20 protein-coding genes are annotated in these 25,380 nt (G+C 62.6%); 10 read left to right on the forward strand and 10 right to left on the reverse strand.

The features are described 5' to 3' along the window. Nucleotides 1-34: 34 nt before the first annotated feature. Both IPK70_04605 and IPK70_04610 read right to left on the reverse strand, forming a co-directional pair. Nucleotides 35-1,993: a tetratricopeptide repeat protein gene (locus IPK70_04605; GenBank protein MBK8226436.1), complete on the reverse strand. Its 1,959-nt coding sequence runs from the start codon at nt 1,991-1,993 to the stop codon at nt 35-37. A 45-nt stretch (nt 1,994-2,038) separates the two neighbouring features. Then, a complete protein-coding gene (locus tag IPK70_04610; protein ID MBK8226437.1) occupies nt 2,039-2,284 on the reverse strand; it encodes a hypothetical protein in 246 nt (81 codons plus the stop codon). Nucleotides 2,285-2,401: 117 nt separating this feature from the next. Between IPK70_04610 and IPK70_04615 the strand changes: the two genes are divergently transcribed. The 4 genes from IPK70_04615 to dnaN all read left to right on the forward strand — a co-directional run bounded on the left by IPK70_04615 (nt 2,402) and on the right by dnaN (nt 7,320). Continuing rightward, nucleotides 2,402-3,331 (forward strand): ABC-2 transporter permease, encoded by a 930-nt coding sequence (locus tag IPK70_04615; GenBank protein ID MBK8226438.1) that lies wholly within the window; start codon nt 2,402-2,404, stop codon nt 3,329-3,331. 1 nt (nt 3,332) lies between these two features. Next, nucleotides 3,333-5,087: a gliding motility-associated ABC transporter substrate-binding protein GldG gene (gene gldG, locus IPK70_04620; protein MBK8226439.1), complete on the forward strand. Its 1,755-nt coding sequence runs from the start codon at nt 3,333-3,335 to the stop codon at nt 5,085-5,087. Next, nucleotides 5,087-6,103, forward strand: coding sequence for a hypothetical protein (locus IPK70_04625; protein ID MBK8226440.1), 1,017 nt, complete (start codon nt 5,087-5,089; stop codon nt 6,101-6,103). The genes gldG and IPK70_04625 overlap by 1 nt, the downstream gene beginning before the upstream one ends. A 95-nt stretch (nt 6,104-6,198) precedes the next feature. Then, the gene (dnaN, locus tag IPK70_04630; GenBank protein MBK8226441.1) at nt 6,199-7,320 is read left to right on the forward strand and encodes a DNA polymerase III subunit beta; all 1,122 of its coding nucleotides are present in this window, start codon (nt 6,199-6,201) and stop codon (nt 7,318-7,320) included. Between the two features lie 104 nt (nt 7,321-7,424). Here the strand turns inward: dnaN and IPK70_04635 are convergent, their stop codons facing one another. From IPK70_04635 to IPK70_04645, 3 genes are all read right to left on the reverse strand, one after another. Next, on the reverse strand, nt 7,425-9,137 hold the full coding sequence (locus IPK70_04635; GenBank protein MBK8226442.1) for a BamA/TamA family outer membrane protein: 1,713 nt from the start codon (nt 9,135-9,137) through the stop codon (nt 7,425-7,427). Then, nucleotides 9,134-9,817 (reverse strand): uracil-DNA glycosylase, encoded by a 684-nt coding sequence (gene ung / locus IPK70_04640; protein ID MBK8226443.1) that lies wholly within the window; start codon nt 9,815-9,817, stop codon nt 9,134-9,136. Before ung ends, IPK70_04635 begins: the two co-directional genes overlap by 4 nt. Nucleotides 9,818-10,170: 353 nt before the next feature. Beyond that, nucleotides 10,171-10,578: an OsmC family protein gene (locus IPK70_04645; protein MBK8226444.1), complete on the reverse strand. Its 408-nt coding sequence runs from the start codon at nt 10,576-10,578 to the stop codon at nt 10,171-10,173. Nucleotides 10,579-10,643: 65 nt separating this feature from the next. On the opposite strand from IPK70_04645, the gene IPK70_04650 reads away from it, so the two are divergent. From IPK70_04650 to gap, 3 genes are all read left to right on the forward strand, one after another. Beyond that, nucleotides 10,644-11,399 carry a hypothetical protein gene (locus IPK70_04650; protein ID MBK8226445.1) on the forward strand — a complete coding sequence of 252 codons (756 nt, stop codon included), beginning with the start codon at nt 10,644-10,646 and terminating at the stop codon, nt 11,397-11,399. Between the two features lie 17 nt (nt 11,400-11,416). Then, nucleotides 11,417-12,286, forward strand: coding sequence for a lipoyl synthase (gene lipA, locus IPK70_04655; protein ID MBK8226446.1), 870 nt, complete (start codon nt 11,417-11,419; stop codon nt 12,284-12,286). Between the two features lie 93 nt (nt 12,287-12,379). Then, entirely contained in the window at nt 12,380-13,378 is a 999-nt protein-coding gene (gap, locus tag IPK70_04660) for a type I glyceraldehyde-3-phosphate dehydrogenase (protein ID MBK8226447.1), read from the forward strand. A 63-nt stretch (nt 13,379-13,441) separates the two neighbouring features. On the opposite strand, the gene IPK70_04665 is transcribed toward gap, so the two are convergent. The 4 genes from IPK70_04665 to IPK70_04680 all read right to left on the reverse strand — a co-directional run bounded on the left by IPK70_04665 (nt 13,442) and on the right by IPK70_04680 (nt 20,640). Further along, nucleotides 13,442-14,242: a UDP-2,3-diacylglucosamine diphosphatase gene (locus IPK70_04665; GenBank protein MBK8226448.1), complete on the reverse strand. Its 801-nt coding sequence runs from the start codon at nt 14,240-14,242 to the stop codon at nt 13,442-13,444. Nucleotides 14,243-14,259: 17 nt separating this feature from the next. Next, the gene (locus IPK70_04670) at nt 14,260-15,702 is read right to left on the reverse strand and encodes a hypothetical protein (GenBank protein MBK8226449.1); all 1,443 of its coding nucleotides are present in this window, start codon (nt 15,700-15,702) and stop codon (nt 14,260-14,262) included. Further along, nucleotides 15,699-17,300: a M1 family metallopeptidase gene (locus IPK70_04675; GenBank protein MBK8226450.1), complete on the reverse strand. Its 1,602-nt coding sequence runs from the start codon at nt 17,298-17,300 to the stop codon at nt 15,699-15,701. The genes IPK70_04670 and IPK70_04675 overlap by 4 nt, the downstream gene beginning before the upstream one ends. 265 nt (nt 17,301-17,565) lie before the next feature. Next, the gene (locus tag IPK70_04680) at nt 17,566-20,640 is read right to left on the reverse strand and encodes a hypothetical protein (protein ID MBK8226451.1); all 3,075 of its coding nucleotides are present in this window, start codon (nt 20,638-20,640) and stop codon (nt 17,566-17,568) included. Between the two features lie 126 nt (nt 20,641-20,766). On the opposite strand from IPK70_04680, the gene IPK70_04685 reads away from it, so the two are divergent. Beyond that, on the forward strand, nt 20,767-21,021 hold the full coding sequence (locus tag IPK70_04685) for a DNA-binding protein (protein MBK8226452.1): 255 nt from the start codon (nt 20,767-20,769) through the stop codon (nt 21,019-21,021). 85 nt (nt 21,022-21,106) lie between these two features. On the opposite strand, the gene IPK70_04690 is transcribed toward IPK70_04685, so the two are convergent. After that, entirely contained in the window at nt 21,107-22,966 is a 1,860-nt protein-coding gene (locus tag IPK70_04690) for a DEAD/DEAH box helicase (GenBank protein MBK8226453.1), read from the reverse strand. A gap of 168 nt (nt 22,967-23,134) precedes the next feature. On the opposite strand from IPK70_04690, the gene IPK70_04695 reads away from it, so the two are divergent. After that, a complete protein-coding gene (locus tag IPK70_04695) occupies nt 23,135-24,601 on the forward strand; it encodes a bifunctional UDP-3-O-[3-hydroxymyristoyl] N-acetylglucosamine deacetylase/3-hydroxyacyl-ACP dehydratase (GenBank protein ID MBK8226454.1) in 1,467 nt (488 codons plus the stop codon). After that, a complete protein-coding gene (gene lpxA / locus IPK70_04700) occupies nt 24,598-25,380 on the forward strand; it encodes an acyl-ACP--UDP-N-acetylglucosamine O-acyltransferase (GenBank protein MBK8226455.1) in 783 nt (260 codons plus the stop codon). The genes IPK70_04695 and lpxA overlap by 4 nt, the downstream gene beginning before the upstream one ends.

Genomic DNA, 25,380 nt, shown 5'->3' on the forward strand with positions numbered 1-25,380 from the left:
TCAGCTGGCTGGGTTAGCGCATCAACCAGTCCAATCAAATGTGCGAATCCATTCTGGATTCCACGAAGTACATCTCCATCTCTCCCTTGCCCTTCGCCTGCACTTTGCCGCGCGAGGTGAACATGAGTCCCGGCTCATTCTTCACCAGCGCATACGTCGCCTCGCTGATGTTCACCTGGCCCACTGCGCCAGATGATTCCATTCGGCTCGCGGTGTTCACCGTATCCCCCCAGATGTCGTACTGGAATTTCTTCACGCCGACGATGCCTGCCACGACGGGGCCGGTGTGGATGCCGATGCGGATCTCGAAGTAGGGGAGGCCCGCCGCGACTTTTCGCGTCTTGCCCTCGGCGATGAAGTCGCGGATCTCGAGTGCGGCCTTCACGACATCCGGCGCGTGCGTGGTGTTGGGTGTGGGCAATCCACCCGCTGCCATGTAGGCATCGCCGATGGTCTTGATCTTCTCGATGCCGTGCTTCTGCATGATGCGATCGAAGGCCGAGAAGCATTCGTGGATGTCGCGCACAAGCTCCTTCGGGCTGAGCTGTTCGCTCATTGCCGTGAAGCCCTTGAAGTCGGTGAACAGCACGGTGACATGATCGATCTGCTTGGCATCGGCCTCGCCCTTCGCCTTCAGCTCCAAGGCGACCTCCTCCGGAAGGATGTTGAGCAAAAGCTCTTCGCTGCGCCGCTTCTCCTTGTTGATGCGGTTACGCTGGAACAGGAAGGTGCCGGCCAGCGCAAGCATCAGCACGAAACCGCCGATGAACGCATTGCGCTGCATGTCCTTGCGCCTCATCTCTTCGGCGGCCAACGCATCCTTTTTCTCTTGCTCTGCGGCGAGCAGGGCTTCCTTCTTATCAAAATCGTACTGGAACCGCTGTTGCATCAGCTTGCCTTTGTTCTCTTCACTGGCCACGCTTTCGCGGCTTGCGACCATTGTCTCGTGCATCGCGAGCGCTTCACTGTAGTTGCCCAGCCGTTTGTGCACCATGAAAAGTACTTCCGCAGCATCTCCCTTGTTCACCAGGAGCCCCGCGCCCATGGCCATTTTCATGGCCTCTTGGGCAAGCGGCAATGCCTTGGAATGTTCATTCGCATCGATGTACGTCCAAGCCAATGAGATGAGCAGCTCGGATATGTGTTCGGGTGAATCCATTTCGCGCGCGAGGCCAAGGGATTCATGCAACCGGCTTCGGGCGCTCGCGTAAAGACCCTTCGCACTCTCGATGTCACCGATATTATGCAGGCAGTTGATGATCATTGCCTTGTAGCCGATCCCGCGGGCGATCTCCAAGCCACGACCATATTCAGCGAGCGCCAATGCCGTATCACCTGACTCGACGTGGATAAGGGCCATATTGTTGAGCACCTCGCAGAGGATGTCCTTCTGACCGATCCGTTCGGCGATCACCAGCCGGGCCTTATAGTTCAACATGGCATTCGCGGTGTCGCCACCCAAGTAGTACATGATGCCCATGTTTCCTCGAATGCGTGCGATCAACGAAGAATCGCGCTCGGCCTCCACGATACGAAGTGCCTTGGACAGGCGGTCTATCGCATTTGCGAGATCACCCTTTTCCGAATAGACCTGCGCCACACTGTTGAGCACGGCGACCTGGTCCTTGAGCGCACCCTGCTTCACGAACAGTAGATAAGCGTGCTCCATGAACCGGATAGCCGTATCCGGTTCGCCTATCTGGTAGCGGAGCCTACCCATGGTGGACAATGCTCTACCCTCGCGTACCTGATCCTCAGCCGATCGGGAGAGCACCAGAAGTTCGCGCAACACGCTCAGCGCGGAATCGGGATCGCCGTTCTGGATCGCGCCAGTGACCTTGAGCAAACGCAAGCCTGCATCGAAACGGGAAGTGTCGTGAAACGACACGTCCTGCCACACAACACGGAGCGAGTCGATGTTGGCTCGGCTCAGGCATGGGTATTCCAGTTGTAAGAATGCATTGATCAGGAGACCGATGGTTCGAATGTTCATTGTCGATCTATGATAGGAATGGATCGTCCGTGCGAGCTGACTAAACTAGGTGTCCGACATGACTTCCAACCGCACCAATGTACCCCCATGCGGTTCACTCGCGACCACCAGCCTGCCGCCGATCCGTTCCGCACGCTCCTTCAGGTTGCGCAGGCCGCGCCCTTTGCGCATGGCGCTCGCCACCTTGAAACCCACGCCATCATCCTTCACCTCCAAGCGGCTTCTGGTGCTGACGGCTCCTTCTTTCCCGGTTCCTGACCGAATTCCGGTGGCTTCGCGATGGAGTGCCATGGTTGTTCTTGCTGATCAAGTGCGCTGAACGTAGGCGCATGCCCTGAGCCGGACGGTCCTGGACAGGCAACGGCGCGCGCCGCCCGGATACCGCCCGCTATCTTGGCCCGCGCTAGCATGCTCGCGCTCATCCGCAAAGAGTTCCGGGGCTTCCTCGGGTCGCTCATCGGCCACATCGTCATCGCGGTCTTCCTGCTGCTCACGGGCCTTTTCCTGTGGGTCTTCCCCGGCAACCTGCTCGATAGCGGCTTCGCCGACCTCGGCCCGCTCTTCTTCATCGCGCCGTGGGTCTTCCTCTTCCTGGTGCCTGCCGTGACCATGCGAACCTTCAGTGAGGAACGGCGCACCGGCACCATCGAGGTGCTGCTCACCAAGCCGATCACCGAACTGCAGATCGTGCTGGCCAAGTACATCGCGGCCGTGGCGCTCATCGCTCTCGCGCTGGCCCCTACGCTCGTTTATGTCTGGGCGGCCGATCGCCTGAGCACCTCCGTGACCGCCGTGCCGGCAAGCGCGGTGCAATGGCGCAGCAACCTGCACCTGGCCCTCACCGCCGTGAATGCGATCGCCTGCTTCATCTGGCTCTTCTGGCGCCGGCGCACAGCGGGTTGGGATGCGCGCGGCTTCGGGGTGCGCATGCTCGTGTTGCTTGCGTGGACCGTGCTCTTCGGCGCTGTGCTGCACTGGATGCTCTTCATCGGCGGCGTGGATGCCGGTGCCACCTGGGGCGCATACATCGGCCTCTTCCTGCTGGCCGCCTGCTTCGCCAGCATCGGCGTGCTGGCCTCGGCCCTTACCGACAGCCAGATCGTGGCCTTCCTCATCGCCGTCTTCCTCAGCTTCTTCCTCTACATGGGCTTCGACCTGATCGCCACCTTCGACCTGCTCGGCGGGCTCGAAGGGCCCATCAAGTCGATCGGCATCCAAGCGCACTACCAGAGCCTCGGCCGCGGCGTGCTCGACCTTGGTGATGTCCTCTACCACGTGGGAGTGATCGCGATCTTCCTATTGCTCACGCGCGCTGCGCTTCAAAGCCGCACCTGGTAGCATGAGCACCCTCCGCAGCAAGCGCATCACCGACCTCACCGAGCTGCTCGTCGGCATCGGCATCGTGGGGCTGCTGCTCTTCATCGCCTCCTTCGCTCGTGTGCGGCTCGACCTCACAAGCGAGCAGCGCTACACGCTCACCCCCGCTACGCAGGAATTGGTGCGCGGACTCGAGGACATCCTTTATGTGAAGGTGTACCTCGCCGGTGAGCTGCCCGCGGACCTGAAGCAATTGGAGCGCGCCACGCGCGATGTGCTCGACGAGATGCGCGCCGTGAGCCCGGAGCATGTGCAGTACAGCTTCATCGACCCCAGCGCGGAGGCCGACGATAAGGTGCGGCGCGCGCAGTACGATCAATTGCAGGATGCTGGCCTCGTTTACAGCAGCATCCGCGTGAAGGAGAAGGGCGGGTTCAGCGAGAAGATCGTCTTCCCCGGCGCGCTGGTCACCTTCCGCGAGAAGACCGTGCCCGTGCAATTGCTGAAGACGCAGCTGCGCACCCCCGATGCGGAGATCGTCGCCCGGTCCATCACCAACGCCGAGTACGAGCTGGCCAGCGCCATCCGCCAAGCCACCACGCGGCAGAAGGCGCGCATCGCATTCCTCGAAGGCCACGGCGAACTGCAAGAGATGGAGACCGCCGACATCGCGAATGCCTTGAGCGCGCAGTACGACGTGAGCCGCGTGCGCATCGATGGCCGCGTTGATGCGTTGAGCACCAAGAATGAAGGCATGCGGTACCGCGTGAACAACTTCGAGGCGCTCATCATCGCGGGCCCCGATAGCACCTTCAGCGACCGCGACCGTTACGTGATCGACCAGTTCGTGATGAATGGCGGTCGCATCCTCTGGTGCATCGATGCCATGGACCCGCACCTCGATAGCCTTCGGCAGCGCCAATTCAGCATGGCCACGGCACGCGAGCTGGGCATCGAGGAATTGCTCTTCGCTTATGGCGCTCGGCTGAACAAGGACCTGGTGCTCGACAAGAGCTGCGCGCCGATCGAGATCTTCACGCAGCCCTACGGCAATCAGCGCAAGCTCGAGCGCTTCCCGTGGTACTTCGAGCCGGTGAGCGTGCCGCAGAGCGCGCATCCCATCGTGGCCAACATCGATCCGGTGCATTTCAAGTTCGCGGGCACCATCGATACCATCGGCGTCGATAGCGTGCGCAAGACCGTGCTGCTCACGAGCTCGCCGCTGAGCTTCGCCCAGAAGAACCCCGTGCGCGTGAGCCTGAGCATCGTGGAGATGGATCAAGGCTTCGAGCGGCGCAGCACGCCGCACCTGCCCATGGCCGTGCTCCTTGAAGGCTCATTCAGGAGCGCTTACTACGATCGGTTGCCCGGCGCCATCCGAAGCGATAAGGACGTGGCCTTCCGGGAGCGCAGTCCTCGCACCGCGCAGCTGGTGATCGCCGATGGCCAGGTGATCGCCAACCGCGTGGATGCCGCCAAGGGCATGTACTACATGCTGGGATTCGACCGCTACGCCAATGCCAAGCTCTACGGCAACCGAGAGCTGATCCTCAATGCCATGAACTACCTGCTCGATGACCGCGCGCTGATCAGCATCCGCTCGCGCGCCATCACCTTGCGGCCGCTGGATGCCGACCAGGTGGAGCAGCGCCGCGCGTATTGGCAGGCCATGGGCATCGGAGCGCCGCTCGCCATCAGCCTGCTGCTGGGCCTCGCTTACCAGGCGCATAGGCGCAGCGCGAACCTTCGCCCCAAGACCGCAACAGCCGAACGCTGATGAACCGCCGACTGATTCTCCTTGTGCTCGTGCTCGCCGGACTCGCCTTGGCCGCATGGTGGCTGAAGAAGCGCAGCACCGGAAGCACGCTCGATCCCGCGCTCTCCGACTTCGCCATCGCCGACACGGCGCGCGTCACCCGAATCCACATCGCCGATCGCACCGGGAAGCAGGTCGATCTGGTGCGCACCATGGAAGGCTGGATGGTGAACGGCGTCTTCAAGGCGAGGCAGCCCGAGGTCAGCACGGCGCTGAAGACCTTCAAGCGCATCGAAGTGAAGAGCCCGGTGCCCAAGAGCGCAGAGGCTATGACCTTGCGGACCATGGCCGCATACAGCACCAAGGTCGAGATCTACACCGGCGGCAGCGAGCCCGAGAAGACCTGGATCGTGGGCCATGCCACCAAGGACCACTTTGGGACCTATATGGTGCTGGAAAAGCCCGGTCTGGGCAGGAGCAGTTCACCATTCGTGATGGGCATGCCGGCTTTCACGGGCGTGCTCAATACGCGCTTCCCAACGAATCCCGACCAGTGGCGCAGCCCAGCGGTCTTCCGCTACGCCGACCTGCACTCGCTGGCCGAGGTTGAAGTGCAGCATACGGGTCGCCGTGACGCGTCGTACCGTATCCTGAACACGGGCGATGGCCCCCCGCAACTGGCCGCTCTGGATGGAACCGTGCTGCCGATGGACACCGTGCTGGTGATGGCCGCGCTGCTTCCTTTCAAGGAGTTCAACTACGAGGATATCGTGCGCACCATGGTGCCTGCCCGCCGCGATTCGCTGTTGAGCGCACCGCCCAATTTCACCGTAACGGCGAAACCGCGGAAGGGCGCTGCACAGGCCATGAAGCTCTGGTACATGCCCTTCATGGGAGATGCAAGCGCCTATGATGGGGCCCTGCCCCTGCACGAGCCGCTCCGGATGTGGGCCTTGGTGGAGGATACCTTGCTGGTTACGGTTCAGCGCCAGTATGTTGACCAGATGACCCAGCCTGCAGCGGCCTTCAGGCCCTAGGCCAGGAGCGCTGTGGAAAACGGTGATTTCGTGTTGAAAACCTCTGGTGCGGGCCGGATACATTTGCGCGGCCCGAAAAAACCCATTCCCTTCCAATGAAGTTCATAGTCTCCAGCACCGCCCTGCTCAAGCAATTGCAGAACCTGCAAGGCGTGCTCGCCAGCAGCAACACCCTGCCCATACTCGACAACTTCCTCTTCGAGATCGATGGCAAGCAGCTCACCGTCACCGCGAGCGACCTGGAGACCACCATCACGGCCACGATGCCCGTGGAAGCCAAGGAGAAGGGCAGCGTGGCCATTCCGGCTCGTTTGCTGCTCGATACGCTCAAGGCCTTTCCGGAGCAGCCGCTCACATTCAGCATCGACCCCAAGCATCACGGTGTGGAGCTGAGCAGCGAACAGGGCAAGTACAAGATGACCGGCTTCAATGGGGCCGAGTTCCCCAAGAGCCCGGCATTGGAAGGCGCCACCAGCCTTAGCCTGCCCGCCGGGACCCTGGCCAAAGCCATCAACAAGGCGATCTTCGCCACAGGTAACGACGACCTGCGGCCCGTGATGAGCGGCATCTTCTTCGAGCTCACGGAAGACGATATCCGCTTCGTGGCCACCGATGCGCATAAGCTGGTCCGGTACAAGCGCACCGATGTGCAAGCCCCGAAATCCGCCAGCTTCATCGTGCCGAAGAAGCCCTTGAACCTGCTGAAGGCCGCGCTGCTGGGAAGCAATGCCGACCTCAGCATCGAGTTCAACGAGAGCAACGCCGCCTTCCGCTTCGACAACACCCTGCTGGTGTGCCGCCTGATCGATGGCAAGTACCCCAACTACGAGGCGGTGATCCCGAAGACCAATCCCAACAAGCTCACCATCGACCGTGGCACCTTCCTGAGCACCGTGCGCCGCGTGAGCATCTTCGCCAACAAGACCACCCACCAGGTGCGGCTGCACATCAATGGGAGTCAGCTCACGGTGAGCGCTGAGGACCTTGATTACGCCAACGAGGCGCGCGAGCAGCTCACGTGCTCCTACGAGGGCGAGGAGATCACCATCGGCTTCAACTCCCGCTTCCTGATGGACATGCTCAACAACATGGAGAGCGAGCATGTCACCTTGGAGATGAGCGCGCCCAATCGCGCGGGCATCCTGCTGCCCGGTGAGCCCGGAGAACCCGGCGAGGACATCCTCATGCTGGTGATGCCGGTGATGCTCAACAACTGAGCGTCGGGCTTCTTCTTGCATCTGGCCGGTGGACCTTTGCCTCACGGCTGAGCCTTCAATATGGCCTTGCCACAGCGAAGGCCGATGGATTTGCTTGAGCCGGTTCAGAACAGGCTCGTGAACCCGAAGTGGACCTTGCCGCCGCGCAAGCCGATGGGGTTGCCGAACTGCTGGCCCAGTGCGTAGGTGAGGCCGAATAGCCCAGCCTTGGTCTCGAAGGTGGTGCCCAGGCCGAAGCCGCGCGGCGCATCGGTGAGCAACTGCGCGCGGGCAGCATCCTCCCACCAGCCCTGGTCGATGAACGCGAAGAAGTTGGCGTTCTCTTCGTAAACGAATCGGTATTCGAGCGTGGCGATGGCGAAGGCCGATGCGTAGATGGAGGCTTCATCGGCACCCCGCAGGGTCCTTAGGCCACCGATCCGGTAGAGCTCGTTCCTGTACAGGTTGTCATTGATCATCCATCCGCCTTGCGCAGCGAAGCGGAGCGTGCTCCGCCTCTTGATCGGCAAGTGGGCAACGGCCTGGCCTTCGATTTCATATTGCAGGCTGCGAACAGTGGGTGCGGGCACCTCTTCGCCGATCACTGCTGTTGTGGTGCGCTTGCGGCCCACTGAGGCATCGAGCTTGAGGCTGTGGCCGCGTCGCGGGTTGAACCGGTAATCAAAGCGTTCGCGCGCGATGCCCAGGCCGTAGGCGGTGATCCTCACATCGCCAAGGCCCGCGGCGCTGGCCAGATCCCGGCCCAAGCGCTCGCTGCTCTTGCTGCTCACGAAGGCGCTCACCTTGTCCCCGCGGTTCATGAGGTACTCCAGTGCGCCCCGAGCGGTGACTTCCAGGAAGGTGCTGTCGCGCTTGAAGAGCTTCAGGCTGCCGTCCACGCCAAAGGGCGTGTTGAGCGCGTAAGGCAGGTTGAGGCGCACGCGGAGGTCCTGCGTGGCGTCGGCGAGGCTGCGCCAATTGAGGTCGATGGCTTCGCCGCGGCGGAGCGCGCTGCGCAGCCGGAGGTCGAGGTCACCGGTGAGCTTCACTTTGCCTGTGATGGCATCGGGCTGCACGCCGAGCACGCCGTTCACGGAGCTGGCGCGCTTGGTGTCGAGGAAGAGGACGAGTTTGGTGCGTTCCTCGGAGAACTGCACGTAAGGCCGACCGCGCTGTATCACGAAGGGCAGCTCGCGTATCCGGCGGTCGAGCGCACGGATCAGGCCTTCGTTGTACCGGTCGCCTTCGCGGATGCCGATATGCGCTTGCAGGTAGCGCGGGGTGATGCGTGCCGTGCCCTTCACCAGCACGCTGTCGATCCGCACGGCACGGCCGCGATCGAGGCGAACGGTGGCGCGCAGGCCATCGGTGTCATGCCGCAGGCTATCGAGCCGCACCCAAGCGAATGGATGGCCATCGTCCTCGCAGAGCTTCAGGAGTCCTTCAATCAGTTTTCGGATGGCCGCCGGCGAGACGGGTTTCCCGTTGTACAGCTGCTCGCGGAAGCGCGCTTCGCTGGAGATCTCCATGGGGATGCCTGCGCCGCTGAGCCTTGCCCAAGCGTAAAGCCGGCCCGCATGAAGGGCGCATGATGTCGTGTCCTTGTTGCCCGTGCAGCCATCGATGCTGGCTTCGAGGTAGCCTTTGCCATGAAGGAAGGCGAGTTGCTCGCTCAGCGCGCGTGGCACAGCATCGGCCGCCGACAATTCGATGGGCCGTATCCAGCGGGCGGGCAAAGTGTCCGACGTGGTCAGCACCAGCCGATGCCGCTGGCCATGCGCGATCGCGGCGACCAGCACCGCGATCATGGTCAACGCTTGGCGCAGCAATCCGGTCATAGCCGCCAATCAATGGGTGCCTGGCCCTGAGCCACCAGCAGGTCATTCACCTGCCCGAAGTGTCCACAGCCGATGAAGCCACGATGCGCCGATAGGGGGGAGGGATGCGGCGCTTTCAGCACATAATGCCGCCCATTGTCGATCAATGCTTCCTTCTGCTGCGCGAACCGTCCCCAAAGCAGGAAGATCAGTCCTTCGCGCCTCGCCGATAGTTGTGCGATGGCGGCATCGGTGAAGCGCTCCCAGCCCTTGCCTTGGTGCGAACCGGCCTCATGGGCACGCACAGTCAAGGTCGCGTTCAGCAGAAGCACGCCCTGCTTCGCCCAAGCTGTGAGGTCACCTTGGGCAGGCACAGGCAACCCGAGGTCGCGCTTCAGCTCTGTGAAGATGTTCGCCAAGGAGGGCGGGAAGGGAACGCCCACGGGCACCGAGAAGCACAGGCCATGTGCTTGCCCGGGGCCATGGTAGGGGTCCTGACCGAGGATCACTACCCGCACTTGTTCAAAGGGTGTGAGATCGAAGGCGTTGAAGATCGTGCTGCCCTTTGGGAATATCGGGTGCTGGGAACGCTCGGCCAGGAGGAATGCCTTCAATTCGGCGAAATAGGGCGCCGTGAACTGTTCGGCCAGGGCTTCGTGCCAGCCGCCGCCAATAACAGGTTGGGCACTGGCGTTAGGCATGCTGACGGTTCCAGTGAACAGATTGAATGGCTGGCTGTTGAAACATTGTATCGGGCAAACCGTTTGACGGGCTAATTTTGGGCGCGACCCCGCGTTCAAAGGTCCAACCAAAGGACACAAAACTCGCAACGATGAAAAAGGCACTTCTTGTACTGGTGGTCTTCGCAATGAGCGGCATGCTGCTCAGCTCCTGCGGCAGCACCCACGGTTGCCCTGCCTACGGCAAAGTGGCGAAGCCCGTCACGGAGCAGCCCTGCTGAGTCGCGGGTTTCCTTCCTCGGCGCATCGAGCCCGGGCCTATGGTCCGGGCTTACCTCTTTCAATAGGGCCTTGCTGGAAGAAAGTGGAAGGCTTCAACGGTAGCTGAAGCGCAGGTCCTGCAACAAGCCGGGGTGGAGGCTCAGCGCTACCGGGCAGTTGTGCGCGGTATGCTCCATCAAGGAGCGGTCATCGCTCGAAAGGCCCTCACCATCCAGTTCAATCGCTACTTCCACCCGGCTCACGCGGCGGGGTTCCGCAGCCATGTGCTTCACTACGCTGGCCCGCATGTTCCGCAGTACGATGCCCTTCGCCCGGGCCTTGATGTCCATTGTGGTTAGCATGCAAGCGGCCAAGGACGCAGCAAGCATGTCGGTGGGGGAGATCGCCTCGCCTCGGCCCTGATTGTCCAAGGGCGCATCGGTAAGGAAGCGCTGCTGGCTGCGGACGTGGATGACCTCAGTGCGCAGTTCACCTAGATGAGTGACGTGGGCAGTATCCATGGGTGCGATTATGGCGGCCAAGTTACCGGCGCAGCAGGCCCTGTAGGGCCTTAGATTTGGGCGCCATGGCCCGTGTGCTCTTCAGCCTCCAGCTCCTTTGCCTGTTCGTGACGTCCGGGCAGGCACAGCAGACCATCTATGACGAAGCGCGTGTGCCATTCCGGCGCGAGATGTACGGTGGGGCCCTGCTCCATGGCGATGGGTGGGGCATCCACTTCCACCATGCCAAGCACCGCACCGCAACGGACCGGCGCCTGCTGAGCATCGAGCTCGTGAGCATGCGCCATCCCAAGGAAGTGAAGAGCTTCAATCCTTACTACGAGGACTCACGTGGGTATTACTACGGCAAGCTCAACGCGCTCACGATCCTTCGGCCAACCTACGGTCGCAAGGTGCAGCTCACCGACAAGATCAGGCAGAGCGGCGTTGAGATCAATTGGGTCTGGGGGCTGGGGCCTTCCTTCGGATTGCTGAAGCCCGTGTACCTCGAGATCGGGAAACCGGATAACATCCCCTACGAGACCTATGTGATCGAACGCTATGACCCGGCCGTGCATAATGTGCAGAACATCTATGGCCGTGCATCCTGGCTGAATGGCATCGGGGAGATCCAGCCCTATCTCGGCGGCTTCGGTCGCATGGCGCTGAATTTCGAGTATTCCGGCCGCACCACCGGGATCAAGGCGATTGAGACAGGGATCACGCTGGATGCCTATCCGGTGGAAGTGCCGATCATGGCGCAGTTCGAAGGCGTCACCAACAAGCGCTTCTTCTTCGAGTTCTACATCGCCGCACAGTTCGGCAAGCGATTCCTTCAATGAGCGATGAGGTCGTGGAAATGAATGAGCCCGCCGTGCCTGACGGCAGGCAAGTGCGCAAGCCCGATTGGCTGCGCGTTAAGCTGCCCACCGGAGAGGGCTTCAAGAAGGTCGCCGGTATCGTTGGCGAGCATAAGCTGCACACCATCTGCCAGAGCGGCAATTGCCCCAACATGGGCGAATGCTGGGGCGCGGGCACCGCTACCTTCATGATCCTGGGCAATGTGTGCACGCGCAGTTGCGGTTTCTGCTCGGTAGCCACAGGAAGGCCCGAGGCTGTGGATCCCTTCGAGCCTGCCCGTGTTGCACGTAGCGTGGAATTGATGGGCGTGAAGCATTGCGTGATCACCTGCGTGGACCGCGATGACCTCGACGATGGCGGCGCGGACATCTGGGCGAAGACCATCCGCTCGGTGCGCCGTCGTTCCCCGCAGACCAAATTGGAAACACTGATCGGCGACTTCCAGGGCAAATGGGAGAACCTGCAGGTGGTGTTGGACGCCGCGCCCGACGTGCTCAGCCACAACATGGAAACCGTCAGGCGCCTCACGAAGCAAGTGCGCGTGCAGGCCAAGTACGACCGCAGCTTGGAATTGCTCCTTCGGGCCAAACGGGCGGGCTTGCGCACCAAGAGCGGCATCATGCTGGGCCTCGGTGAGACCGATGCTGAGGTGATCGAGACCATGGACGACCTGCGCTCGGTGGGTTGCGATGTGATGACCATGGGCCAGTACCTGCAGCCCACGAAGAAGCACCTGCCCGTGTCGGAGTTCGTTACGCCCGAGCGCTTCGCCAGGTACCGCGAAGAAGGCCTTGCGCGCGGCTTCCGCTTCGTGGAGAGCGCCCCGCTGGTGCGCAGCAGCTACCACGCCGAGAAGCATGTGCTTTGAATCGCAGGTTGGAGAATGCGGATTGCTGGTTGCAGGTTGCGCCAACCCTCGGCTTTCGTCAACCTTCATCAACCTTCAACCTTCAACTGAAGAATGAAAGTAGCCATCAACGGATTCGGACGCATCGGACGTGTGACAGCACGTCTTCTGTTGCAGCGGAACGATGCGGAACTCGTTGCTGTGAACGACCTCGCGGATACGCGCACTATGGCGCACCTGTTCAAGTACGACAGCGTGCATGGCGTGTTCGGTGGAGAGGTATCGCATGACGAGGCGCACCTCATCCTCGACGGCAAGAAGATCAGGTCCTACGCGGCGAAGGATCCCTCCGCGTTGCCATGGAAGGAGCTCGGCATCGACATCGTGATCGAGGGCACGGGCCACTTCCTCACCCGCGAATCGGCCTCGGCGCATTTGAAGGCTGGCGCCAAGCGCGTGATCCTCTCCGCGCCCGCGAAGGATGCCGACATCCCCAGCGTGGTGCTAGGCGTGAATGACCACATCCTGAAAGGCGATGAGCCCATCATCAGCAACGCGAGCTGCACCACCAACTGCGCCGCGCCCATGATCAAGGGCATCCATGAACTCTGCCGCATCGAGGACGGATTCATCACCACCGTGCACAGTTTCACCGGCGACCAGCGCTTGCACGATGCGCCGCACAAGGACCTGCGCCGCGCGCGTGCCGCCACCGTGAGCATGGTGCCCACCACCACCGGCGCGGCCAAGGCCATCACGCGCATCTTCCCCGAGCTCGATGGTCGTCTCGGTGGCGGCGGCATCCGCGTACCCGTGCCCGATGGATCCATCACCGACATCACCTGCCGCGTGAAGGACCTGAAGACCGCCGACGAGATCAATGCATACTTCAGATCGCTCGCGGAGGGCAAGCTGAAAGGCATCCTGCGCTACACAGAGGATCCCATCGTGAGCGTGGACATCGTAGGCGATCCGCACAGCTGCATCTTCGACGCGCAGCTCACCAGCGTGGTGGGCAACATGGTGAAGGTGATGGGCTGGTACGACAATGAGTATGGCTACAGCAGCCGCTTGGTGGACCTGGTGTTGAGGCTGGGGGGCTCAACGAAGTAGGCAGACAGCAGCAGTCAGTCGGCTGTGCATCCCACTACCTGCTGCCAACTGCCAATTTGCAGCTCAAACAGCCGGCCCGCCCGTTATCCGCGCATCCCCGCTCAACGGGCCATCACTGGTGCGCTTCATCAGCTTCAGTTCCTGCCCATCGAAGGTGGCGTAGGTGAAGTAGCTGATCCAGTCACCGAGGTTCACGTAGCGTGAGCCGGGCCCGACCTCCATGTCGATGGGCAGGTGCCGGTGGCCGAATATCATGAAGTCATAGTGCTGCCTCTTCAGCTCGTCCTTGCAGTACTGCACGAGCCACTCCTTGTCGCCGCCGAGCCATTCCCGGTCGTTCTCATAGCTCTTCTTCCGGCTGCGGCCGCTGAGGGAATCACCCAGCCATAAGGCGAAGTTGGGGTGCAGGCGCGCGAAGAGCCATTGGCACATGCGATTGCGGAACACGCTCTTGATGAGCTTGTAGCCGTGGTCTCCCGGACCGAGGCCATCGCCATGGCCGATGCAGAAGCGCTTGCCCGCGATCTCGCGCACGATAGGCTCGCGATGCACGATCACGCCCGTCTCCTTCGGCACGTAATCGAAGATCCACATGTCGTGGTTGCCGATGAAGAGGTGCACGGGAATGCCACGGTCGGAGAGATCGGCCATTCTTCCCAGGAGCCGCACATGTCCGCGCGGCACAGCGCGCTTCCACTCGAACCAGAAGTCGAATAGGTCGCCGAGCAAGCAGATCTCCGTGGCATCCTTGGCGGCTTCGTCGAGGAAGGCGCAGATTCGCATCTCCCGCGCCAAGCTGCTCGCTGCATCGGGCACGCCGAGGTGGAAGTCGCTGAGGAAGTAGATCCGCTGGCCTGTGCTCACGGGCGCGAAGGTCGCAGTCACGGGTTGATCGCCCGCACGATCCGTGTGGGATCGAGTTTCTCCAGTGCGAACACGAAACGGATCCGATCGCCGAAGGTGCGCCCGGCGAAGTCCTCTTCATCGAAGATCCGGTCGGAGACGTAGATCGGCATCCACGCCTCGAGGATGTCCTTCACCAAGGTGAGGCCGATGCCCGCTTCCGCGTAGGTGGCGGTCTCCAGCGAGCGTGTGCCGTCGGCGTTCACCTGGGTGTAGGGCGCCCAGCCGATGCTCCCGAAGAGCGCGAGCGGCAGCTTGAAGGGCATGTCGAGCTCGGCATTCACGCTGGCGATCCAGCTGTCGCTCCCGCCGCCCCGGAAGGGCGTCTTGAAGGCCCCTTGCTGCTTGGTGAATTGCCTGCCGAAGAGGTGCGTGCCGTATGCGCCCCGATCGAAGTAGGCGTGATCGTAGAGCAGGTCCTGCGGCCCCCAGCTCAGGTTCAAGGCTTCCAGGCCGAATGCGTTCTCGCCGCCCGTGAGGAAGCTACCTCCGAAGGCCCGCAGCCGGAGCTGCTTGCCGCGGGCGTTGTACGCGAAGGCTTGCTTCATTTCGAGCGTGCCGCGCAGCCAATCCTCTCCAGCGGTCAGCGTGGTGCTGATCATCGATGGGCGGAGCTTGCGCTCGTCCGCAGCGGTGTGCGTGAGTTCCAGGTAATCGTCGAAGGAGCGATAGCGGTACACGATTTCGTCGTTGCCGACGAACTCATCCGTGGTGTAGATGCGCGCTCCACGCAGGTTGACGCTGTGCGCCCAGGGCTTTGCGAGCGGACGTTTCACATCGAAGCGCACGCTGGGTGAGTACTTCTCGTACCACGATTGCGCCTTGTGATCCTGGAAGAGACCGGAGGAGCGCACGCCGAATCCGAGATGGATGTTCCGGAACCACGAGCTGCGCAGGCGGTCGAAGTGGTGCTCGATGCGCGCGGTGCCGGCCACGCGGTTGTTCAGGAAGGAGTAGAGCGGCGCCACCACCCATTCGGTGCGCTGGTTGGGAAAGGTGGTGTTGCGCACCGAGAGCCCTGCCTGCCAGCCATCGTGCTGGTTCCAATTGGGCAATAGGCTCCAGTAGAGGCTCTTGCGGTCGTTGCGCTCGATGCCGAAAAGGTGCTCGAAGCGCGGTGCCGTGCAGCGCTTGAATAGCCCTTGCGCGCGCACGGTGTTGTTGCGGCGGTCGATGTCGAGCGTGCGGTTGCCGGCATCGATGCGCACGCGATCCACGTTGGGCCACGGCAAGCCTGCATACTCGGTCCGCCCTTGGTGGCCGAAGCCGTGATTCCAGGCCCACACGGTGCCGAGGCTGTCCTTCCCGAGATAACCGGTGATGGCGAATGGCACCTTCGATGGGCCTTTCGCGCGATGCCCAAGTTGCCAACGCTCTGCCGCGCCTTCCCACGTGCGCTTGTCCAGAGAGATGGCCTTCACGCGGTACTTTCATCGGTCCTCAGCAGGCCCTCGAAGACCCAATTCAGGTCTTGTCCGCTCTCCCGCTCGAACACGGCCTTCATGTCCTCCGGCCGTGGATGCTTGAATCTCCACTCCTTGAAGTAGGCGAGCAGGCACTTGTCCATGATCTCCTCGCCGAGGTAGGCCATCAGGTGATCCATCACCAGCGCGGTCTTCATGTACACGCCAGTGCCGTAGTTCATGCTGGTGAAGTCGTCGCTGCTGAGCGAGAGCGGTTGGTCGAGGTTGCGGCGCGCGTTCAAGCGGTAGGCGAGCTCGCTCTGCGAACGGTGCGGGTCGCTCAGGTGGGCCGCAGTTTTCTTCAAGCCCGGTACGCCGATGCTGAATCCGCTGCCGGGATAGCGCTCCCGCATGTAGCGCAGCTCAAGGAAGCTGTTCATGCCCTCGTCCATCCAGGCATGGTCGCGCTCGTTGCTGCCCAGGATGCCATAGAACCAGTTGTGCCCCACCTCGTGCGCGATCACGTTGTCGAGGCCCTGCTTGTCCGGCATGTTGCCGATCACGGTGATCGTGGGGTACTCCATGCCGCCGCCTGCACTGATGGTGCCATCGATGGCGGTGCAGGCGTCGTATGGGTAGTCGCCTACGTGCTCGCTGTAGAAGCGCACGCTCTCGTTCACGTACGTGATGGCCTCGTCCCAGACCTTCGCGTTCTTCGGGGTGTACATCACCCAGGTGGTCACTTCTTCGCCGCTGCGCGGGAGCTGCACGCTGCCCTTGCGCACGATGAATCGCTTATCGGCGAACCATGCGAAGTCGTGCACGCGGTCCTGCACGAAGCGGATTGTCTTGGTGCGGGACGATGAGGGTGGAATGGCATTCAGCTTAATCCGCTGCTTGTCGAGGTAGAACTTCTGCGTTTCCACGTACGGCGCGGCCGCGAGGGAGTCCATCCATGCGCGTTCTTCTTCGCTTTGAAGCAAACCCGTGGCGCCCACCACATAGTTCGCGGGCAATGTGATGCTCACATCGAAGCTGCCGAACTCGCTGTAGAATTCGCCTTGCGTGAGGTAGGGCATGGGGTGCCAGCCGGTGGCATCGTACACCGCTGGCTTCGGGTACCATTGGGTGATGTAATAGGCCTGATCCGAATGCCCCAGCCTTGAGAATCTGCCGTCAGGGATCTTGACGCGGAAGGGCGTGCTGACGGTGATCCTGGCTCCCGGCTGCACTGGCGTTGGCAGTTTCAACCAGCCGATGTCGATGTGTCGCGCATGGAAGCCCCATTGCGTTTTCACGCCATCCACCATGAAATCGAGGCTGTCAATGGCTCCGCAATTGCCATCCTTGGCGAAGTGGAGGGAGAGGTCGCCCGTGCGGTTCATCTGCTCGCAGAGAGCCGTTCCCCGCGTCTTGTAAGCGTTGGGCCAGAGATGGATCCAGAGCGTATCGAGTGCCTGCGGGCTGTTGTTGGAGTACGCGAACGATTCCTGCCCATGGAGGATGTGCCGCTCGTCATCGAGGCGGACGCTGATGGTGAAGTCAACCTGCTGCTGGAAGTATTGGGCGGTGAGCGCGCACGGAAGCAGGAATAGCTGGAAGGCCAGTGCTTTCATGCCACGATGTTAGCCACCAACCTTGTATTGCGCTCTTGTGCCGTTCGGATGTTAGTTGACCGATGGCTGGCCCGAAGCCGCCAAACACTGTTAAGGCCTGATCGGCGCGGCAACCCGGCCTTTTGGGGCGGCGTCTTCCCATCAAACGACTCTTACCATGTCCTCCTTCATCCGCAGAACACCGCCAGCCGCGCTGGTGGCCTGCCTCTATCTGGCTCTGCTGGCCTTCGCGCTGGTAGCGGTGAGCATCCGCATGTGAGCGGCCTCAGGCTCTGAATGCGAGCTTGCTGAGCAGCGCCTCGCTGGGTCGCAACCCGTGTGCATCAGCGCTGAATCCAGGTTTCAGCCGCACCGCGAAGTACATCTGCACCTCGCCTTTCCCTTTCACCTTGATCGGCCCGCGCGGCACGGCCTCGATAGCGTGCATCACCTGTGCGTAAACCGGTCCACTGATGTTGATGCGGCCGGCATCGCTATTGGCCTCCATGCGGCTGGCCAGGTTCACCGCATCGCCCCAGATGTCGTAAGCGAATTTGCGCGTGCCCACCACGCCCGCTACGACTGGGCCGCTGTGCAGGCCGATGCGGATCGGCCATTCCTGCAGGCCCTTTGATCGCCGTTCCGCATTGCTCCGCTCCACGGCATCGAGCATCGCGAAGGCCATGAGCAAGGCCTCGAGCGCATGCGTGGCTGATGGCGATGGCAATCCGGCGGCGCACATGTACGCATCGCCGATGGTCTTGATCTTCTCCACCCCGAATCGCCCGCAGAGTTCATCGAACTGACCGAAGTAGTGCTGCAATTCGGCCACAAGGGTGTCGCTGTCCATGCGGCTGCTGAAGGTCGTGAAACCCTTGAAGTCGCTGAAGAGCACGGTGCAGTGCTCATGCCGGCGCGCATCGGCGCGGCCCTTGGCTTTGAGCTCTTCGGCTGTGGATGCGGGCAGGATGTTGCGCAGGAGCTCATTGCTCCGGTCCTTTTCAGTCTCAAGTTCCCGGGTCCGCTGCTGCACGGTGCGCTCGAGCCGCTCACGGTCGCGGCGGAGCTTGCGCGTCCGAAGGCGGGTGAATCCGAGGAACCCGATGAGCAAGGCGGCGCCTGAACCGATGCGGAACGGAAGGGTCTGCCAGTAAGGCGGCGCAATGCGGAATGCGAAGGTCACAGGCGGATCGCTCCATGCACCGCCGGCGCTTCCGGCACGGACCTGGAAGCTGTAATCGCCGGGCAGCAGGCCGCTGTACGTGACCTGATCGGTGGCCGTGACCGGTGACCAGCCTTGGTCGTGCCCCTCAAGGAAGTACTCATAGCGCACCTTTTCCGGATACGCGAGGGAGATGCCGTTGAATTGGAAGGTGAGATGGTTCTTGGTGTGCGGCAGGCACAGGTCGCGCGGCAGGTTGCGCCCATCGAATCCATCGCACCAAGGCGACCAATCGGGCCGTTCGAAGAAGAGCTGCAGGCCCGTGATGTGCACCTTCGGCTCGCGCGATTCACCTGCTGCGAGGCGCGGGTCATGCCGTGTGGCGCCGCGCACGGTCCCGAACCAGAGCGCACTGTCGTTGTCGAGCAGGCATGCATTGCGGAAGCACTCGATGCCGATGAAGCCGTCACTGGCCCCATGGTGGACGATGCGCAGCACCCGGTCCTGCATCTCATCCAGCTCAACGAGGTCAACGCCCTGGCGCGTTCCTACCCACACGTTCTCCACCGCATCGAGGAGGACCTGCTCCACGCCATTGCCGGCAAGCCCCTGATCCACGGTGATACTATCCGATCGCTGGCCATGAAGCCGGTAGAGGCCTTGCGATTCAGTGCCGATCCACAGATTGCCGTGACTGTCCCGCGCGATCGCCGACATGGGCACTGGAGGTAGCCACGGGCTGTGCCGCATGCGCCAAGGCATGATCCGGGTAGGCAGCACGAAGAGGCCTTGGGAGGTGGCCGCCCAGAGCGTGTCGCCGTTGCAGGCCAGAGAGGAAACGGCGGCATCGCAGCCGTTCACGCGCAAGAAGCGGCCATCGCCGGGATCCACGAAAAGGCCGCGCTCCGTGCCCACCCAGCAACGGGTCTCGTTGTCGAGCATGATGCCGAGGATGCGAGACGCGTTGACGCCTTCCGCCTCGCGGACGAACCGCTGGCCGTCGAAACGGAAGAGGCCTTGTGAAGCAGTGCCGGCGAGCAAGTAGCCGTTGGCGTCTTCGCCCAAGGCCAGCACGAAGGGGTCAGTGAGTCCCTCCTGCGGGCCGAAATGCCGCAATCCAGATCCAGCCCAGAGCGAAACGCCTCCGCCAGCGGTACCCAGCCAAAGGCTGCCTTCCGGGGTGCGGTGCAATGCGCTCACCGTCCGCGAGCCCAAGCCATCGCGATCCGTGAAGTGCATGAAGGCATCGGTGGTATGCTTGGTGATGCCGCCGAAGCCGGTGCCGGCCCAGATGGCGCTGCTGCGGTCCTGGATCAGGCAGCGCACCAGGTCGTGGCCAAGACCATTGCCTTCACGGATCACGCGCAGGTTCGGGTAACCGCCATGCCGAGTCAGGTGCAGCAGGCCAGTCGCAGTGCCAAGCCAGAGATCGCCATCGGCGGCTCGCAGCACAGCGGTCAGGTCGGGGTCTGGGAGCGCCAGTGGTTGCATGCCGAGGAAGCGGCGATCCAAGGCAAGCGGTGCGAGCGAGGCATCAAGTTCAGCGAAGCCGTTGGCGGTGCCCACGAGAAGGCCTTGGGCATCGGCGTGCAGGGCTCGGATGCGCAGGTGGGGCAGTCCGCCTTCGGCCACGGCCTGCCACTTCGCGTCTCTCAAGAGGAAAAGGCCACTGTCCGTGCCTGCGATCAGCCGTTCATGCTGGTCCACGCAAAGCGCGTTCACCTGTTCACTGCGCAGGCCATGGTTCCGTCCGTGGCGCACTTCGCCGCCGGGTCGCAGGAGCACGATGCCTTGTCCGGTCGTGGCGCACCAGACCTCATCACCGCGAAGTGCTATCGCTCTTATGGTGGCGCCCGCACCTGCGCGCATCACAGCGATCCGGCTGTTGTCCCATTTGGCCACGGCTCCATTGGCGAAGCCGAGCCAGACCGCACCCGAGTCGTCGGCCGCTATGGCGGTCACAGCATCATGCGGCAGTCCTTGCTTGCGACCTATGTGCTCGAAGTGGAGACCGTTGGTGCGAGCAGCGCCCTGGGCAGTACCGATCCACAGGTAGCCATCGCCATCCTCGGCCATGGCGAACACGGCGCTGCTCGGCAACCCATGCTCAACGGAATAGGTGCGCAGGCCGTATTGCTGCGCCGAACCGCTGAAGGGAAGCGTGATGGCCGCACAGGCCGAAACGAGCGCACGGCGCATGGCGGGGAAGATAGGAGCAGCTGGTTCCCGGGATTTCGCGGCCCCCACAGACCATGCCGTTGACCGTTTGGAAATGCGTGGTTCACATTCCTACCTTCAGCCTCACCAACCAACACCCTTCCCATCATGAACATCACCTTCAACGAGTTGCGTCGGATCAAGGACAGCCTGCCTGATGGGAGCATCCACCGGATAGCGCGTGAACTCGATGTCAGCGTGGAGACGGTTTGGAACTACTTCGGCGGCTACACGCATCCGAACGGCAAACCGATGGGCGTGCATCTGGAGCCGGGACCCGATGGAGGCGTGGTATCGCTTGATGATACCCGCATCCTGGAGATCGCGCAACGGATGCTTACGGAGGATCACGCGCATGCCTGATCATCCCCGATTCTGGTCCCTGCACCCGTGCAGGGAAAGTGAGCGGCCCGATGAGGGCCGCTTTCTTTTCGAGCTAACGGTTCGGTCAGGGCTTGCGCGGCCCCTTGCGATGCGGCTTGGGCTCGAAGTAGCCCTTCTTGGCAAAGCCGCCTCGGTCGTTCCGTTCGGCTGGCCCGCGATAGCTGCTCTGGTGCGGGCGTTCACCCCCGCGATCGTCGCGTGGGCCCTTATGGAATCCTCCTCCGCCTTTGTATCCGCCGCTCCCCTTGTACCCGCCACCTTCTTGCGGGCGATCGCTGTGAGGGCGCGCGGGACCTTGGCCCGGGCCCTGTGCTTCGTCCACGCGCACTTTGCGGCCCTTGTAATTGGCGCCCTTGAAAGCGTTGAAGACCTGCTCGAAGTGGTCAGGCTCCACGTCGACGAATGAATACACATCCTTGATGAGCATGCGCCCGATCACATCGCCCTGCACGCCGCTCACGCCGCACACGTAACCGAGCATCTTGCCCTTGTCGAAGCCATCGGCGCTGCCCAGGTTGATGAACATCTGGCGGCCGGTGCTGAAGCGCTCGCGCGAGGAGGGGCGCTCCGCGCGTGCCGTATGGTCCTTGCGGCTCATGTCCACGTTCAGGTCCCCGAGGTCGCGGAACTGGGTGATGAGGCGATTGAACGCCACGCTCATGAAGCGCTCGATCAGCTCCTCCTTGCTGAAGGCCGATAACTCCGCATGGGCCGTAGGCAGGATGGAAGCGAGGGCATCATGATCCACTTCCACGTTCTTCAGCTTGTGCATGTAGGCCACCACCTGCGCGGTGCCGATATCGCCGCCGCCGGGCACGCGCACATAGGTGAAGTGGGTCTTCAACGAGCGTTCGAGCTGGCGGACCTTGCTCACATCGCGCAGGCCGATGATGCTGAGCGAGATGCCGGTCTTTCCCGCGCGCGCGGTGCGGCCGCTGCGATGGGTGTAGCTCTCAGCCTCACCGGGAAGGTCGAAGTGGATCACGTGCGTCACCTCGTTCACGTCGATGCCGCGGGCAGCCACGTCCGTGGCAATGAGCAGTTGCAAGGTGCGCGCCCGATAGCGCCCCATCACATGGTCCCGTTGCGCTTGGCTCAGGTCGCCGTGGATGGCGTCCGCGCTGAAGCCGTCCTTGATCAGGGCTGAAGCGAGTTCCTGCGTCTCATGCTTGGTTCGGCAGAACACGATGGCGAAGAGCTCGGGCTCCGCATCGATGAAGCGCTTGAGCGCGGCGAAGCGGTCGCGCGCATGCACCACGCAGTACTGGTGGCGGATGGCTGATGCGGTGGTGTTGCGCTCGCCGATCTGCAGTTCCTGGGTCTCGCGCATGTAGCGCTTGGCGATGTGCCGGACCTCACTGCCCATGGTGGCGCTGAAGAGCCAGGTGCGCTTGTCTGCGGGCGTGGTCTGCAGGATCTCGGTGAGGTCCTCCTGGAAGCCCATGTTGAGCATCTCATCGGCTTCGTCCAGTACCACGGTCTGCACGCCGCCGAGGTCAACCGCTTTTCGGCCGAGCAGATCGAGCAGGCGCCCGGGCGTGGCCACCACGATGTTGGCGCCCCGGCTGATGGTGCGCATCTGGTCGCGGATGCTGGCGCCGCCGTATACGGCCACGGGCTTCACGCCGGGCAGGTGCTGCGCGAAGCGCTCCAGGTCGCCGGTGATCTGCACGCAGAGCTCGCGCGTGGGCGCCAGGATCAGGGCCTGAACGCAGCGCTCGCCCGGATCGATGTCCATGAGCAGGGGCAGGCCGAAGGCGCCGGTCTTGCCGGTTCCGGTCTGGGCCAGCACCACCACATCGTTCTCGCTGCCGAGCAGGTGCGGGATGGCCTTCTCCTGGACCGGTGTGGGCTGGTCCCAGCCAAGTTGCTGAAGGGAGCGGAGGATCTCCTCGCGGAGACCGAGCGAATCGAATGACGCCATGTGCGGTGGGATTGCGCCTTCACGCAACGGGCGCGACGCGGTTCTCGGGCGGCGAAGGTAGGCGATGCCGGCTTGGCGGGCTTGCGCGGAATGCCCGGCCATTGCGGGGCTTCCACGCGCTTGCCTTGGCCAAGTACCTTCGCCCGGCTCCGTGCGGGAGCACGTTCCATGAGCGACAAGCAGCACACCCTGAAGGCCAGCGCCACCATCAAAGGCGTGGGCCTTCACACCGGCGAACCAGTGACCCTCACCTTGCGGCCGGCTCCCATCGGGCATGGCTACAAGTTCCAGCGCACCGATCTGGAAGGTGAGCCCATCATCGATGCCGATGCCGAACTGGTGACCAGCACGGCGCGCGGCACCACCTTGGGCAAGGGCGAAGCCGTGGTGAACACCACTGAGCATGTGCTCAGCGCCTTGTATGCCCTGAACGTGGACAATTGCCTCTTGCAGCTATCCGGCCCTGAAGTGCCCATCATGGATGGCAGCGCCAAGGCCTTCGTGGATGCGATTGAAGCCGTTGGACTTCAGGAGCAGGATGCGCCGCGCAATTGGTACGAGCTCAAGGAACCGATCTGGTTCGAGACCAAGGAGCGCGGCACGGAGATGCTCGGCGTGCCAACCCCCGGCGGTGAGTTCCGCATCACCGTGATGGTCGATTACAATAGTCCGGTTCTCGGCACCCAGCACGCCAGCATGTACCGCGCAGAGGAATTCAAGACCGAGATCGCTCCGTGCCGCACCTTCGTGTTCCTGCGCGAACTGGAGCAACTCGCCAAGGCCGGCTTGATCAAGGGCGGCGATCTGGACAATGCCATCGTGATGGAGGACCGAGAGGGAACCACGAAGGAGCAGCTGATGGAACTGGCGAAGCTCCTGGGCAAGGAGTACCGCGAAGTGGAGATACGCCGCAACGGGGTGCTCAACACCACGGACCTCAAATTCTACAACGAGCCCGCGCGCCACAAGCTGCTCGATATCGTGGGCGACCTGGCGCTGGTGGGCCGCCCCATCAAGGGCCACATCCTCGCTGCACGGCCCGGGCATTTCGGCAACACGAGCTTCGCGAAGCGCATCAAGGAGCTGATCCGCGAGGAAGAGAAGACCGCTGGGGTGCGCTTCGACCTTGCGAAGACCGTCTTCGACATCAACGACATCGAGCGGCTGCTCCCGCACCGCTATCCTTTCCTCTTGATCGACCGCATCGTTGCCATGACGGAGGACACGATCACCGGCTTCAAGAACGTCACCTTCAACGAGCCCTTCTTCACCGGCCATTTCCCCGGGAATCCCGTGATGCCAGGCGTGCTCCAGATCGAGGCGATGGCGCAGGTGGGCGGCATCTTCGCCCTGAGCCAGGTGCCGGATCCGGAGAATTACACCACCTATTTCCTGAAGATCGACAGTGTGCGCTACCGCCGGAAGGTGATTCCGGGTGACACGCTTGTGTTCCACCTCACGCTGCTCTCGCCGATCAGGCGCGGCATCGTGCACATGAAGGGCCTTGGTTATGTGAATGGCCAGGTAGTCGTGGAAGCCGAGATGATGGCGCAGATCGCCCGGGACAAGGCGCCCGCCGCCACTTCCAAAGCCACCGACACCCCTGCGCCGAAGGCCACGGCGATCAAAGCATGAGCATCTCACCCCTTGCCTCCGTGCACCCCGATGCCAGGCTCGGCTCGCGGGTCACCATCGAGCCATTCGCCACCATCTATGCCGACGTGGAGATCGGCGATGGCACATGGATCGGTCCCAATGCCGTGCTCATGGATGGCGCGCGCATCGGGAAGAACTGCAGGATCTTCCCCGGCGCCGTGATCGGCGCCATCCCGCAGGACCTGAAATTCGCCGGAGAGGTCACCACGGCCGAAGTGGGCGATGGCACCACCATCCGCGAATGCGTCACCATCAACCGCGGCACGGCCGACCGGCTGAAGACCGCCGTGGGCAGCAATTGCCTGCTGATGGCCTACGTGCACCTGGCGCATGATTGCATCGTGGGCAGTAACGTGGTGATCGCCAACAGCGTGAACCTCGCGGGGCATGTGACGATCGACGACTGGGCCATCCTCGAGGGCAATGTGGCCGTGCAGCAGTTCATCCACATCGGCGCGCACAGCTTCATCGCCGGCGCCTCGCTGGTGCGCAAGAACGTGCCGCCCTTCGTGAAGGCCGCGCGCGAGCCGCTGAGCTACGTGGGCGTGAACGTGGTGGGCCTTCGCCGCCGCGGCTTCACCGATGAGCAGATCACCCGCATCGAGGACATCTACCGCGAGATCTTCGTGCGCAACAGCAACGTGGAGCGCGCCGTGCTGAACGTGATGCAGGGCATGCCGCGCAGCCATGAACGCGGGGTGATCCTTGATTTCATCAACAACAGCCCCAAGGGCATCATGCGCGGGCTGGCTGAGTAG

Source organism: Flavobacteriales bacterium (assembly GCA_016712535.1).
Taxonomy (GTDB): domain Bacteria; phylum Bacteroidota; class Bacteroidia; order Flavobacteriales_F; family PHOS-HE28; genus PHOS-HE28.